We start from the raw sequence: 13,859 nt of genomic DNA on the forward strand, positions 1-13,859 counted from the left end.
CCTAAAATACCTGGTTTGCACGTTTATTATAAAAATATTACTGGAACAGCTGCTGCCAGCAACAGGTAGCGGAGAATGAAACCTCCTGCCAGTACGGCACTTTCTGTGATCAAAGTAGCTGCAATTCCGTGTGAGCCTGAAGCAGCTGCTTCCAGTCCCGCCGGAGTTTGATGAAATTTGTTTGAATTCCATAATTCAAGGGCTTCAATTGTAATGGGAACGATTAATCCTGCTATAAAAAGTCCGAACCAGAATAAAGCACTGTACTCACCTGTAAGAAGCATTGAAACAGATTGTGATGCTGATTCATTTGTCGATGAAGTAATTAGGAACATTGTGAAGATCAGGAATACTTCAGCCATCAGCAATGTTAAGTGAATCTTTTTTATCGACATGACATGGTGAACGACTTTTTTATCCAAGATTGCTGACACGAGCATAGTACCGGCAATCCCTGTTGAGAATGCCGACACCACGAACAGGATCGGCAGAATGGCTGTATTCCATAGTGGTACAGCACCGACGACCCCAATCAGAAAGCCGGTGTAAATGGCTGTGGCAACAGCGAATACGATGCCGATATACTCCACAATTTTGTTCGTATCTTTTTTCAACAGCTCCATCAAGGCGATATAGGCTGCCGCCATCATGAAAAAGCTGATGAAATAAGTACCGATTGTCATGACTGAACTGAAATTCGTAAACAAATAGATGAAGCGCAAAGGATCCTTGAGACCAGCTTCAGCATCAACAATTAGAAGCAACAGTCCTATTCCCATCAGAATTGGGCTGATTAACCTTCCGACAAACCTGACTGTCTTGGCATCAGGATATTTCCTTGCTGCATAGGAAGAGGTTAAAAATGCCCCGGCACTAAGTCCCGCAAGGAATAAATAGGCAGCGATAATTGTTCCCCAAACCATTATAATCACCTCACGTAGTAGATTTTTGCCTTGCCTAAGTCCTGCCTTAAAGGCTGGGCATTCATTTTAACGATTGCTTTCGAAACTTCACTGTTTGGATCATCAAGATCACCAAATATCCTTGCGTTGCTAATGCACGTACTGACACAGGCTGGCTGCTTGCCTTTTGCTACCAGCTCGGCACAGAAGCGGCATTTCTCCACTACTCCAGTATTATGATCCTGCGTTCTTGCTCCATAATGGCAGGCAACCATACAATATTTGCAGCCAATACACTTTTCCGCGTCTACTAGCACGATGCCTTCATCCGTCGTGTAGGTTGCCTTTGTCGGGCAAACACTTACACATGGGGCATCCTCACAGTGCTGGCATTGTACAGGGATGATTTCATTCTTTACGTTTGGGAAAACTCCTGTTTCCTTTTCATAAAATTTTATATATGATTCTTCTACCGGAAGCTCATTCTGCATCTGGCAGCTTACCCGGCAAGCATAACAGCCGACACATTTCCTTGTGTCTATTACCATTCCATACCGTGCCATCAGCCATTCACCTTCCTAACCTTCACGATTACTTCGTGGATATTTCCTGCTCCACTCCATTTTTCAAAATCAAATGGAACATGCTCCATATATCCAAAGCCAACACCGTGTCCTGTCTTCAAATCTTTAGACGTAATGCCGTAATGACTTGGGACAAAAATTGCCTCTGGATGGATTCTTTCCGTAACTTTGACCCGGATTTTGCTGGTCGCTTCACTGGATTTCAATTCCACCATATCGCCATCCTTGATTCCCAGCGCTTTGGCACGGACAGGGTTGATCCAGATTCTCTCTAAATCATAATCTTTTGTAATCTGCATCAAGATTGGTATATTCGCCGTCTGAGTATGGCTGTGAATCGCCTGCTTGCCCGTAATCAGACGGAAGGAATCATCTGCCGGACTTACCTTTGGCTCAATCCATTCGACGATCGGCTTGAAACCTGCTGCTTTATATGTTTCACTGTAAAATTCAACTTTACCGGAAGGAGTCTTTAATTTCGGCATTTCACCGATTGTAATTTCCTCGTTCGGGAACATGATTGTTCCTTTTTCCCTAAGCTGTTTATACGTAATACCGGTCGGTGCGAGCATCGCTTCATTCAATTCATCCAGGGTGAAATTGAAGTACTGGCCAACTCCGCAAGCTTTTGCGAGCTCTGTATAAATTACATTGATCGGCTTTGTTTCTGGATGGACTTTCTCCACCATTTGCTGGCGAAGGGCGATTCCAGGAATCTTACCTGATAGACCTTCTATTACTTCATCGCGTTCAATATATGTCACTTCTGGAAGAACGTAGTGAGCCAATTGTGCGGTTTCAGACATTTGAACATCTATTGCTACCACAAGATCCATTTTAGATAATGCTTCCGTCATGACTTTAGGGTTTCCGTATCCGAGTGCCGCATTGGAATGATAATAAATTGCCGCCTTCATTTTGCCTTCCAGTGCTTCTTTTGCAACGATTGTTGCTACACCATTATTTGGGTAGGCAATCGGGAATTCCTTAGATCCTGCCTTTGGAACTTCAGATTCTCTCGGACTCGGGTGTTTAGCTTTGTCAAGCTTACCCAGCGAAGGTTTTCCGCCAAAGATACTTCCGCCTTTTTGCTGGTAGTTTCCAAGCAGAGCATTGAACATTGCAACGGCACGGCCGGTTTCTGTACTATTTTCATAGTTGCAGCCGAATGCTCCTCTCCATGATGGCTCAATCAACGCTTTCGGTTTGGCTTTGCCCATATCAATGGCAATCCGTGTGATTGCATCTGCAGGTATGCCGGTGATTTTTTCTGCCCATTGTGGTGTATATTTTTTCAGTTCCTTAGCGTATTCCTCAATACCAATAGTGTAGTTTTTAATGAATTCCATGTCATGGAGGTTTTCCTTTATCAACACATGTGACATTGCCAGCACTAATGCAAGGTCTGTTCCTGGACGGATCGCAAGCCATTCAGTTGCCAGGTTGCCGGTATTGTTCAAACGCGGATCGACAATGACAATCTTGGCTCCGTTATCCTTCGCAGCTGCCAGAGATTGTACGGAACTAGGACGGATGCCGTCACCATAGCTCCTGCCAATGAACATAATATATTTTGCATTGCTGATATCTGCGCTAGTAGCCGTTACACCTACTGTATGAAGGAAACCAGCATCCCTGGAGTTCGAGCAAACTACATGGTGCGTATAATAGTTGGCAGAACCCAGAGCATTGATGAATCGAGGGGAATAAAATTTCCCTGAAGCACGCGGGTCCTCCGTTAATGCGATTGACTGGGGACCATGCTCTTTAATGATTTTGTTCAATTTTTGAGCGATTTCTTTATAAGCTTGTTCCCATGTGATCGGCTCAAATTTCTTTTCGCCAACCCTTTTTAAAGGCTGTGTCAGCCTGTCTTTAGAATAAACAACAGTAGCATAACCATGCCCTCTCGCACACAGCTTTCCTTTCGAATAAGGATGGTCAGGGTGTCCAGTCAGCTTCCATAAGCGGCCATTTTTGACATGGCCGATCATTCCGCATTTACTTGAACATGCATTGCATGTACTAGGAATCTCCTTAACTACAGCGCTCGCTCCTGCTTTCACATAATTTTTGGACCATTCATTAAAGCCTACTGTTCCCGCAGATGCCAAAGCAGCAGTAGCAGCAGAGGCTTTGATAAATCCACGACGTGTTAGTTTTGTTTCCACCATTTTAACTAGCCCTCCTTTTACTCCCAACCCGTAAAACATTTTGGATTTAATGCCTATAATTCATTATCACAGGCACACTCGGTAACTTGATGCTTCTTCCAACATTGCTAAAGTTTAAACTTTTTGACTCTTTAGCAAAGTATCTGACTGATGGAATTGAATCTATTAATACAGCTTTTTTCAAAAGATTGTCCATCACTAAAAGCATCACCACCTTTAAGATTTATGACCTTTTTTAAACTTTGTTGTTTTTACAACCTTTTACGCATTTGAAGCAAGGAAGTCTCCTCGAAAAGAGCCCAGATGCCTATTATTTATAAAGAGGCAGGTTCATCTGCGAATAGCAGCAATCAATGCGAAATCAGCCAAGATTTAAGACCTACTGGTAATTATTTCGATGCGCCTGCACGGTCTCAATCAATACTCTCGTCAAGCTCTGATAAAATGTGTGCTCTGTTACTTGCGAAAGCTTCGATTCAAAGTCCTCAAGCCAATCAAAATGATCATCCATAAATTCAGCTGTAAATTGTTCAGGAGCATGCTCTATGAAATATGCCAGCAATTCCAGCAGGATAGCCAAGTGGTCCGGCATGCCCTGTAATTCAACAGGAATATCGATCTTTAGCTTTTCTAACAGAAAATTGATATGTAACGCCGAATCCCCCAGCATGTACCCTTTGTCCCGAGCAAAGGGAAGTGTACAAGTTTCATCCTGTGTCCACGGTTTATACAACGATTCAACCGGAATGGCAGCCTGCTTTTGCATGCTTCCAATAGAGATCATGAATAATTCTCGAAATTTTTCATAGCTTTCAGGCAAGACTTCCTCTAAGGAAAAAGTAAGATTGTAATGATTCTGGATCGAATCTTCCAGCTTCTTCAGAAGTTCTTGTTCCTTAATCTCATCCCAGATATCTATAGTTGGATGTTTATATAAATCTGCTAGGACTAAAAAAACATTCACACAATCCGTTCTGTTCTCTAATCCAATCACCGGGATTCACCACCTTTCGAATACACCTTCACTATATGGCATAAAAGTTTGTGAAACAATATACATTATGTGGCGAAACCCGGCAGAGTATGTGAAGGATTTCACCTAATTATCAGCAATGAATTTTTCATAGGTCCGTCTACATAACTGATTTCTCCTGGTTTTACGAGGATATAATGGCTTCAGTGGATCTTCATTTGTGAATTTTCTTTTACATATGTATGAATATCTGGCAAACTTGCCTCTTTTTAAAAGGTTTAATCGTAAAATGAAAGTATAGAAATAATGCCCCCTGAGGTGACGATTATGTCTCTGTTAACCAATTGGCTTGAAAGTCTGAGCTACGATATGGAGATCTCAGAATCCTGCACCAGGAAGATCAGCCTGCTGAGTTCCTGTTCAGCATGTATTGACGAATGCCCAGATGAAGCCATCCTATTTGAGAATGAAAAAATTATGATTGATGGAAAAAGATGCACTTCCTGCGGTGTCTGTATCACAGTCTGTCCTGTACAGGCGGTCAAAGGACAATCTCCTTCAAGAAAGGTCAGCCAGGATCATCTTCTCCTCGAGCACGAATCGCCGCTGCCAAGCTTAACGGAAATGCTTTACTACCATAAAAAAGGAATCCGCTTTATTCATCAGCCTTCTATAAATGCGAATTTAGCAAATCGGATCAGCCAGGCCAATGAAGTCCTTAGCGCTATGTCACTTGAACTCCTGCAGGTTACAAACCAGTTTGTCTTGGAACCAGAAGAGCAGCTCAGGTTATCAAGACGGGACTTTTTTGCAAAGCTCTCTTCCGACAGCAGGAAAACTGTCCTCTCTTCCGTGACACCTGTAGAATGGCGCTTCAATGAAAGCAATTTTAAACCTTCCGTTCTGTTCAAGGATTGGTCCTTTTATAAAGTGGACATCAACAAGGATGAGTGCACACTATGTGAAGCCTGTTTTAATATTTGTCCCTCAGGCGTATTCAGCCTCGGGGAAAACGAGCTGATAATGAATGAAAACCAATGCACCGGCTGCAATTTATGCTTGGACATTTGTAGAACGAGCGCAATAAAAGTTGAGCAAAAGGCACACCAGGCTCCGTCAGTCTCTTATAATCTGAGTAAGAACATTTGCAAACAATGCAACACCGGCTTTCATGCCTGGGAGGAATCTGATTCATGCCATATATGCAGCACAATTCAAAAGCCTAACTTTTTCCTTTGAGTGAATGGGCTATAATAAAGGCACTGGTCATTATAAGCTCATTTTTTAAACTTCTTCCATACCCAGTACCTTTTTAAATGGCTATGTGTTTCCACTTCTTACGTTTCAGTATCCAAATAAAAAAAGGCTGTTTCCGCATTGACTGTTGCTTTATGGACAAACACAGTCATCCGCATTATTAAAGGTTGCGGGCTCTTTTCGAAAAATGCTTCCGGATCGGAACGTAATTAATCGTAAAAACCAGAAGCCGGTTTTTACTTTGGGTGTAAAAGCAACAAAGTTTACGAAAGAGCGTAAAAAAAAACTAGGAAGTGAAAGCTTCCTAGTTCGATGTTATTCTTCCTCTCCCAGGAGGAAGTCTGGGTTTAAGTCTTCGAATTCGTCATCATCGATGCCATGGCCCCACTCATCATCATCGCAATCGCATCCGCCTGGATGAGTGACAACGCATACCTTCGTTTCACCAATGACTTCCACAAGGAATTCCCTCTCGACGTGAACGATGATTTTGTTACCATTAGGCGAAATGACCGCTTCAATACAGTTAGGCTGCTGCAGAACCTCTACAAGGACATCATGGTCATCCATGCAATCAGGGTCACGGTACTTCAGCTTGATGACATCACAGTAAGTTACTTTCTCCGTCACTACTTCAGTTTTTGTATTATCATCAAAGGAGTACCAGATGTTGGCTTCGTAAGACCCGTTTACTTCAACCACTTTCCCTACCTTTTTTGCCTTATACTTATGGTTTATGACCCAAGCGCCCAGAATGCTGCTCGGATTATGCGCTGGGTTGATCGTATGATTGGACTGCGTGAATTTGCGTCCCTTCGCTACGACGGCTTTCGTAATAATCTCTCTGTAATCTCCCATTGCGAGCGAAACCTCCTCAATCTTTTTCAATTCATCTTATGCGTGATATTAGACTAGTGTGCGATTAATTTTAGAACCACTGGTAAAAACTTAGGCATAGTTCATTGTATGCCCATACATGCTGAATGTTCCCAATTGAAGAAAGTTGCTGGGTAATTAAGATTGGATTGGTTTCATACCGCAGTCCTTAAAAAGAGATACTCAGACTGAATAAACAGTCCTCTCGCCTTCCCAACAGGGTCCATTATCTGATCCAAATGAAAAAAAATGGCACCCTATAATAGGGTGCCATTTACTCTTCAATGATTAATGGTTGTGCGTATGGCAGCTTGCTTCGTTTTTCAAAGCTGCTCCTGTTTCGCCGCGAAGTACATCTCCGCCAGTTGATTCGACTACTTCATCTGTAACTGTATTGGAAATCGTTGTAGCCACTAGCTGAAGCAATTCATTAACATCAATTTGCGATTGCTTGAACTCCTGGACTACTGGAATTTCATCAAGTTGTTGTTCTAAAGAAGCAATTTTTGCTTCCGTCTTCTTCAACGCTTCTGTTTTTCCGTAATGCTGAAAGTTAACAGCCTGTTTTTGAAGGCCTTTAATAGAAGAAATAAGTGTTTTCACTTTTTCATTCTCATGGATTTGTGCTTCTGCACGCTTGAAAAAGTCAACTTCTTCTGTTTCTGCAATCATTCTTGCGATTTCTCTTGAACGCTGGATAATGTCATCTTTATTGTACTTTGCCAACTTAGTTCACCTCAACTGGTTCGATTTCTTCTACCATTTCCCCGTTTAATGACCATGTTTTTGCCTTTGTGATCCTTACCTTGACGATTTTGCCGATTGCCGTCTTCGGTCCAGCAAAATTGACAAGCTTCATCTTGCTCGTGTAACCCGCAAGAACATCAGGATTGTTTTTGCTTTCGCCTTCGACCAGGACCTCAACAATCTGATCCTGATATTTCTTCATAGACTGTGCTGATTGCTCATTGACAAGTGCATTCAGGCGCTGCAGGCGCTCTTTTTTCACTTCCATTGGGACATTATCCTGCATTTTAGCGGCAGGCGTTCCTTCCCTTGGAGAGTAAATGAATGTATAGGCTGATTCGTAGCCAACCTCACGGACAAGTGACAAGGTATCCTCAAACTGCTCATCCGTTTCATTTGGATATCCTACGATAATATCCGTTGTCAATGTAACATTAGGGATGGCCGCTTTGATCTTGCGTACGAGTTCGAAATATTGTTCCCGAGTATACTTCCGGGCCATAATTTTCAACACATCAGTAGAACCTGACTGTACTGGAAGATGGATGTGGTCCATCAGGTTTCCGCCTTTTGCCAGTACTTCAATCAAGTGATCATCAAAGTCACGCGGGTGGCTTGTTGTAAAACGGATTCGCGGAATATCAATTTTGCGGATTTCATCCATCAAGTCCCCAAGACCATACTTGATGTCTTCAAAATCTTTTCCATACGCGTTTACATTCTGGCCAAGCAGGGTAATTTCCTGATAGCCCTGGGCCGCAAGTTGACGGACCTCCTGAATGATGTCTTCTGGGCGGCGGCTCCGTTCTTTGCCTCGTGTATAAGGAACGATGCAGTATGTGCAGAATTTATCGCAGCCATACATGATATTCACCCATGCTTTGATGTTCCCTCTGCGAACCTTCGGAAGGTTTTCGATTACGTCTCCTTCCTTGGACCAGACTTCAACGACCATTTCTTTGGACATATATGCTTCCTGCAGAATATGTGGCAGGCGATGGATATTATGTGTACCAAAAATCATATCGACCTGGTTATAGGTTTTGAGAATTTTATTAACCACCGATTCTTCCTGAGACATGCATCCGCATACTCCCAATAGAAGATCTGGCTTTTCTCTTTTCAGGTGCTTTAAATGTCCAAGTTCACCAAACACCTTATTCTCAGCATTTTCCCTGATTGCACATGTATTCAGTAGAATGACATTCGCATCCTCGACACTGTCAGTAGGTTCATAGCCGAGACCAAGGAATATACCAGCCATGACTTCTGTGTCATGCTCATTCATCTGGCATCCATATGTACGGATGTAGAATTTGCGCCCTTGTCCCATACCAATGAATTCTGCAGGGATATCAAAGTCTTTATGATACTTAACTTCTTCTTTGCCGCGTTTCTTTGCATCCTTCAATGATGGAGCTGTATATACTGTTTCAAAGTACTTGCTATAATCTTTGCTGGATTTTTTGTCCGAAGGATTATCAGTTTGTACTTTCTGGCTTTCCAAGCGTTGATTCTCGTTCATTTCAGATCTCCTTTCATTAGAAAGCAAGCAGGCAGATTGATTCATCCTAGCCGGTGCTTTACACTAACAGTTCTGCTTTCTACGATAAAAAGGGCTACATCACCCTGAAAATATTAAATATACACATTATAATAGTATAAACTCTTCAATCAATGAAAACAATAGCAGGCATTGGAAATACAGCTTTCTTATAAAAAAGCCGCCCTGGTCATTTATATTACCCTATAGATTATCTTATTGGAGTGATGCTAATCACAAAAGATCCCAATAAGCTTGATTTTACAAGAATAATAAAACCCCAATCCTCGATGATTGGGGTTTTATTGAAAATTGCTCCGCTTTAATTACATGAATTCAGCAACCAGCTTGTCAAAATGGGCTTGATCAAGCTTAAGGTCTGCTTTTGACAAAGGAGTTTCGGAATATCCGCTTACCAGATCCTGATAAGACTTACGCTCTGTATTTTGATAGATTAATCCAGTAACAAGACCGTTATGCTGCATCAATGTCTGCATGGCTGCTTCACGATTTGATGGATCGTATCCTTCGATATCGCCAAGCTTTGTCAGGTTTTCCTTGAACCAATCGTAGGTATTTACCTTGTTGTATGTTACACAAGGGCTGAATACGTTGATTAATGAAAAACCTTCATGCTTGATTCCAGCCTCGATCAGTGCAGTCAAGTCCTTCAGGTCAGTCGAGAAGCTTTGTGCCACGAAAGTAGCGCCAGCTGTCAAAGCCAGTTCCATTGGCGAAATAGCCTGCTCGATAGAACCTGCAGGAGTTGATTTTGTCTTGAATCCAGCAGCCGAACGCGGAGAAGTTTGTCCCTTTGTCAGACCGTAAATCTGGTTGTCCATGACAATGTAAGTGATATTTATGTTACGGCGGATCGCATGGACTGTATGTCCCATACCGATCGCGAAGCCGTCTCCGTCACCACCAGAAGCGATGACTGTTAAATCACGGTTGGCCATCTTCACGCCCTGAGCGATTGGCAGTGCACGGCCATGGATTCCGTGGAAACCGTATGAGTTGATATATCCAGAGATACGGCCTGAACAGCCGATACCAGAGATTACAGCCAGGTCTTCAGGCTCTAAACCCACATTGGCAGCAGCACGCTGCATGGCCGCCTGTACAGAGAAGTCGCCGCAGCCTGGACACCAGTTTGGTTTTACATTATTGCGAAATTCTTTAAAAGTCGCCATCCTAGAACAACTCCTTGCATTTTGTGTGGACTTCCTGCGGCAAGAATGGATTTCCGTCATACTTGAGGATCTTATGGATCTTCTCATGACTTCCGACATTCATCTTCATGATGTTTGCCAGCTGTCCTGTCGCATTGTTTTCAATAACTGCAACTTTCTTTGCAGATTTTACAAGCTGCATCATTTCATCAGCCGGGAATGGATGTACCAGGCGCACGTGTGCGTGGTTTACTTTCAGGCCATCCTTCTCTAGTCTTCCCATTGCCTCTTCAATCGCACCTCTTGTAGAGTTGAAACCTACGATCAACAGATCAGCTTCCTCATGCGGAGCATTCTTGTGGATTGGCGTATTGAACTTCAGATTGCTGATTTTACGCATACGCTTATCCATTTGCGCAATACGGTTAGCAGCTGATTCCGAAGGTTTTCCTGTTTCATCATGTTCAACACCAGTAACATGATGGATACCGTTCTTCATTCCTGGAATAACACGTGGTGAAACACCATCTTCGGTCACTTCATAACGCTTGAAGTATCCTTTATTATCAATTTCAGGAAGAGCTTCTGCAGCCAACTTACCGCGGCGGATTTCCACTTTATCAAACTCAAGCGGTTCAACTGTCTGCTTTCCTAACGATAATTGCAGGTCAGTCAGCATAATGACAGGACACTGATATTCCTCAGCAAGGTTGAATGCTTCTGCTGCATCGTAGAATGCTTCCTGAACAGTACTTGGAGCAAAGACAATTTTAGGGATCTCACCGTGCGTTCCATAAATCATCGCCATTAAATCTGACTGTTCCTGTTTTGTAGGAAGTCCCGTTGATGGTCCGCCACGCTGTGTATCAACAATGACAAGCGGTGTTTCAGTGATACCTGAAAGGCCGATTGCTTCCATCTTCAATGAAAGACCTGGTCCAGCAGAAGCTGTAAGGGCACGTACGCCGCCATAGTTAGCACCGATTGTCATAGTGACAGCAGCGATTTCATCTTCCGTCTGGATCACTGTTCCGCCAAGAGCAGGCAGCTTCTTGATCAAATATTCCATGATTTCAGAAGCAGGTGTGATTGGATATGCAGCCATGAAGCGGCATCCTGCTGCTACTGCTCCAAGAGCGATTGCATCATTGCCAATCATGAACAGGCGTTTCTGGCCATCAGCCTTTTCAAGCTGCATTGTCTCAGTGCCGCCTAGTTGTTCTTTCGTATATTCGTAGCCAGCTTTGATGGCGTCCATATTTTTATCGACAACTTGTTGTCCTTTGCGTCCGAAAATCTCCTGGACGACTTCTTCAAAAACTTGGATATCCAAGTCTAGAACTGCACTAGTCGCACCGATGGCAACCATGTTTTTCATAAGAGATGTTCCCAATTCAGTAGCTATTTCCGTAAATGGAACCGCATACATCGCAGCTTGAGTATCCTCAGGCTTTTTCGGGTCAAACTTCGCATCAGCGATAATTACGCCGTTCTCATGCAATTCTTTGTAGTTTACATCGATCGTTTCCTGGTCGAAAGCTACAAGAATATCTAAATCGTCAGAAATAGATCGAACCTCTGTAGTGCTTACTCGAATCTTGTTATTTGTATGTCCGCCCTTGATACGTGATGAAAAGTGACGGTAGCCATACAAGTAGTAGCCTAGACGGTTCAATGCAATAGAGAAAATTTCCCCGGTAGATTCAATTCCTTCTCCCTGCTGTCCGCCAACTTTCCATGAAAGTTGATTGATCATCTCTTACACCCCTTTAGATACGTAAAAAAATATGTAAAAACGCTTCGTTATTAAGTGTAGCACTTTTCCAAGTAATTCACTAGAATTAAGCGGTTTAATATCTTGCATTGAGTGCTGAAATCTAGCAAATGGATGGTACTAAACGCTTACAATTCTAGACCTATGTGAATAAAAAAGCAACCCTTTCAGAATAATTATTGACTAAAATATGAATATTTTTTTATTTATTAAAATATTATAAGTTTCTTGTCCAGGTCACCTTGGATTCACGGTAAGTGATTGTCCTTCTACACTGGATTCAGCGACTTTGTACTGGCATTCTGGTAGCCATATTCTTATGTAGGAACTTACGCACTTGTATATCAGAATAATATTTTTGCAGTTCATTCCAAAGGTTATCATACTGTTCATTACCCTCAAGGTTGCTTACCGTAAATTCAATTCCATCAAAGTCCGAGCCAAAGCCAACATGATTTTCTCCCCCAAGAGAACAAATGTGATCAAGATGGCGAATAATATCATCAATTGTTGCAGACTCCTTTTTACCAGATAAAAATTCTGGCACAAAGGTAACACCAATCACTGAATCACGATCAATCAAAGCATTGATCTGATTATCCTTAAGGTTGCGCGGATGGCGGCAAAGCGAATAACAGTTTGAATGGGATGCGAACACATGCTCAGCACTTTCCATTACATCCCAGAATCCCTGTTCAGATAAATGGGAGACGTCGCAGACTGTTCCAGTATCATTCAAGAGTTGGACAACCTGACGGCCAAATCTTGAAAGGCCCGCTCCACGTTCCTCCAGAGCACCATCAGCCACATAATTTCCATAGTTCCATGTCAAGCCTACTGAGCGTACTCCTAGTCTCAGCAAAGTGCGCAGCTTCAATAAATCCTGTCCAATCGCGTCACAACCTTCCAGAGTCAGGACTGCACCGATTTCATCCTCGGTTAGCCTGTCAATGTCCATCCTGTCCTTTACCAGCTTTATTTGAGGATGAGGGGTCAGGACTTTTTCATAGAATAAATCCGCCATCCTTAATGCAGCTTCAAATTTCAGCTCAGGATGAACAGATTCAGGTACATAGATAGCAAATAATTGGACTTTGGTGTTCGAAGTCTTCAGCCTTTCAAGATTGACCTGCAATCCCGGTGAATTGGCGAACTCAAGGGTTGGATCCAAAAATAATTTATATAGGACATCACAATGGGCGTCAAAGATCTTCACAAAAATACCCTCCTTTTTACATTCATAATACACCAAAATATAAAAGAAACCTGCTTGCAGTAGCAAACAGGCTGAAAGTTACCCTTAAAGGTTTTTAAGACTTACTCTATCTATAGGCACGCTGACGCTTTCATCTGGGTTCAACAATCAATTTGATGGCTGTCCGTTCTTCGCCATCAATCAGGATATCAGTAAATGCCGGGATGCAAATTAAATCGACGCCGCTAGGTGCTACGAACCCTCTTGCGATCGCTACTGCCTTAACGGCCTGATTCAATGCACCCGCCCCGATAGCCTGAATTTCTGCGCCTCCTCTTTCGCGCAGTACTCCAGCAAGCGCACCAGCTACAGAATTAGGATTAGATTTTGCTGAAACTTTTAATATCTCCATTCCTGGCTCCTCCTTATTTTATCCCGTCCTGGATGTCATAAATGGACATCCAGGTTAGTCTGTTCCACTGCTACTATATTCAGGAGGAGACCCACATATGACCTTCAGTAAAAAAAAGGCATGAAAGTATTTAAGAGGGATACTGTTGTTAAAGCGGATTATTTGAATGTATCTTCACGGGAAAGCTCAGGTATATCCTGATGCACAGGTTTGGTTCCAGGCGTGGGCGCGTACCCTTATGCGGCCTTCT

At 42.8% G+C, this 13,859-nt stretch carries 12 protein-coding genes; 1 reads left to right on the forward strand and 11 read right to left on the reverse strand.

What is annotated here, in order from left to right; all coding sequences use genetic code 11:
• Positions 1-26: 26 nt before the first annotated feature.
• From nrfD to J7E35_RS03565, 4 genes are all read right to left on the reverse strand, one after another.
• Complete coding sequence (nrfD, locus tag J7E35_RS03550) at positions 27-923, reverse strand: NrfD/PsrC family molybdoenzyme membrane anchor subunit (protein ID WP_214777023.1); 897 nt, start codon at positions 921-923, stop codon at positions 27-29.
• 5 nt (positions 924-928) lie between these two features.
• The gene (locus tag J7E35_RS03555; RefSeq protein ID WP_214777025.1) at positions 929-1,465 is read right to left on the reverse strand and encodes a 4Fe-4S dicluster domain-containing protein; all 537 of its coding nucleotides are present in this window, start codon (positions 1,463-1,465) and stop codon (positions 929-931) included.
• The gene (locus J7E35_RS03560) at positions 1,465-3,660 is read right to left on the reverse strand and encodes a molybdopterin-containing oxidoreductase family protein (RefSeq protein ID WP_214777027.1); all 2,196 of its coding nucleotides are present in this window, start codon (positions 3,658-3,660) and stop codon (positions 1,465-1,467) included. Before J7E35_RS03560 ends, J7E35_RS03555 begins: the two co-directional genes overlap by 1 nt.
• A gap of 379 nt (positions 3,661-4,039) precedes the next feature.
• Positions 4,040-4,654 carry a molecular chaperone TorD family protein gene (locus J7E35_RS03565; protein ID WP_214777030.1) on the reverse strand — a complete coding sequence of 205 codons (615 nt, stop codon included), beginning with the start codon at positions 4,652-4,654 and terminating at the stop codon, positions 4,040-4,042.
• 306 nt (positions 4,655-4,960) lie between these two features.
• Here J7E35_RS03565 and J7E35_RS03570 point away from each other — a divergent pair, with 306 nt between their 5' ends.
• A complete protein-coding gene (locus tag J7E35_RS03570; protein ID WP_214777032.1) occupies positions 4,961-5,872 on the forward strand; it encodes a 4Fe-4S dicluster domain-containing protein in 912 nt (303 codons plus the stop codon).
• Between the two features lie 333 nt (positions 5,873-6,205).
• Here the strand turns inward: J7E35_RS03570 and J7E35_RS03575 are convergent, their stop codons facing one another.
• From J7E35_RS03575 to spoVS, 7 genes are all read right to left on the reverse strand, one after another.
• Positions 6,206-6,748, reverse strand: coding sequence for an outer spore coat protein CotE (locus tag J7E35_RS03575; RefSeq protein WP_041966656.1), 543 nt, complete (start codon positions 6,746-6,748; stop codon positions 6,206-6,208).
• Positions 6,749-7,054: 306 nt separating this feature from the next.
• Positions 7,055-7,492: a YlbF/YmcA family competence regulator gene (locus J7E35_RS03580; RefSeq protein WP_214777034.1), complete on the reverse strand. Its 438-nt coding sequence runs from the start codon at positions 7,490-7,492 to the stop codon at positions 7,055-7,057.
• Position 7,493: 1 nt separating this feature from the next.
• A complete protein-coding gene (gene miaB, locus J7E35_RS03585; RefSeq protein ID WP_214777036.1) occupies positions 7,494-9,038 on the reverse strand; it encodes a tRNA (N6-isopentenyl adenosine(37)-C2)-methylthiotransferase MiaB in 1,545 nt (514 codons plus the stop codon).
• 344 nt (positions 9,039-9,382) lie between these two features.
• Positions 9,383-10,249 carry a 2-oxoacid:ferredoxin oxidoreductase subunit beta gene (locus J7E35_RS03590; protein ID WP_214777037.1) on the reverse strand — a complete coding sequence of 289 codons (867 nt, stop codon included), beginning with the start codon at positions 10,247-10,249 and terminating at the stop codon, positions 9,383-9,385.
• Between the two features lies 1 nt (position 10,250).
• On the reverse strand, positions 10,251-11,984 hold the full coding sequence (locus J7E35_RS03595; RefSeq protein ID WP_214777039.1) for a 2-oxoacid:acceptor oxidoreductase subunit alpha: 1,734 nt from the start codon (positions 11,982-11,984) through the stop codon (positions 10,251-10,253).
• Positions 11,985-12,282: 298 nt separating this feature from the next.
• Positions 12,283-13,278: a dipeptidase gene (locus tag J7E35_RS03600; RefSeq protein ID WP_483297650.1), complete on the reverse strand. Its 996-nt coding sequence runs from the start codon at positions 13,276-13,278 to the stop codon at positions 12,283-12,285.
• A gap of 70 nt (positions 13,279-13,348) precedes the next feature.
• Positions 13,349-13,609 (reverse strand): stage V sporulation protein SpoVS, encoded by a 261-nt coding sequence (gene spoVS, locus J7E35_RS03605; RefSeq protein ID WP_010193268.1) that lies wholly within the window; start codon positions 13,607-13,609, stop codon positions 13,349-13,351.
• Between the last annotated feature and the right edge of the window lie 250 nt (positions 13,610-13,859).

The sequence above is a fragment of the Bacillus sp. ISL-45 genome (assembly GCF_018613195.1).
In the GTDB taxonomy this organism is placed as follows: Bacteria; Bacillota; Bacilli; order Bacillales; family Cytobacillaceae; genus Mesobacillus.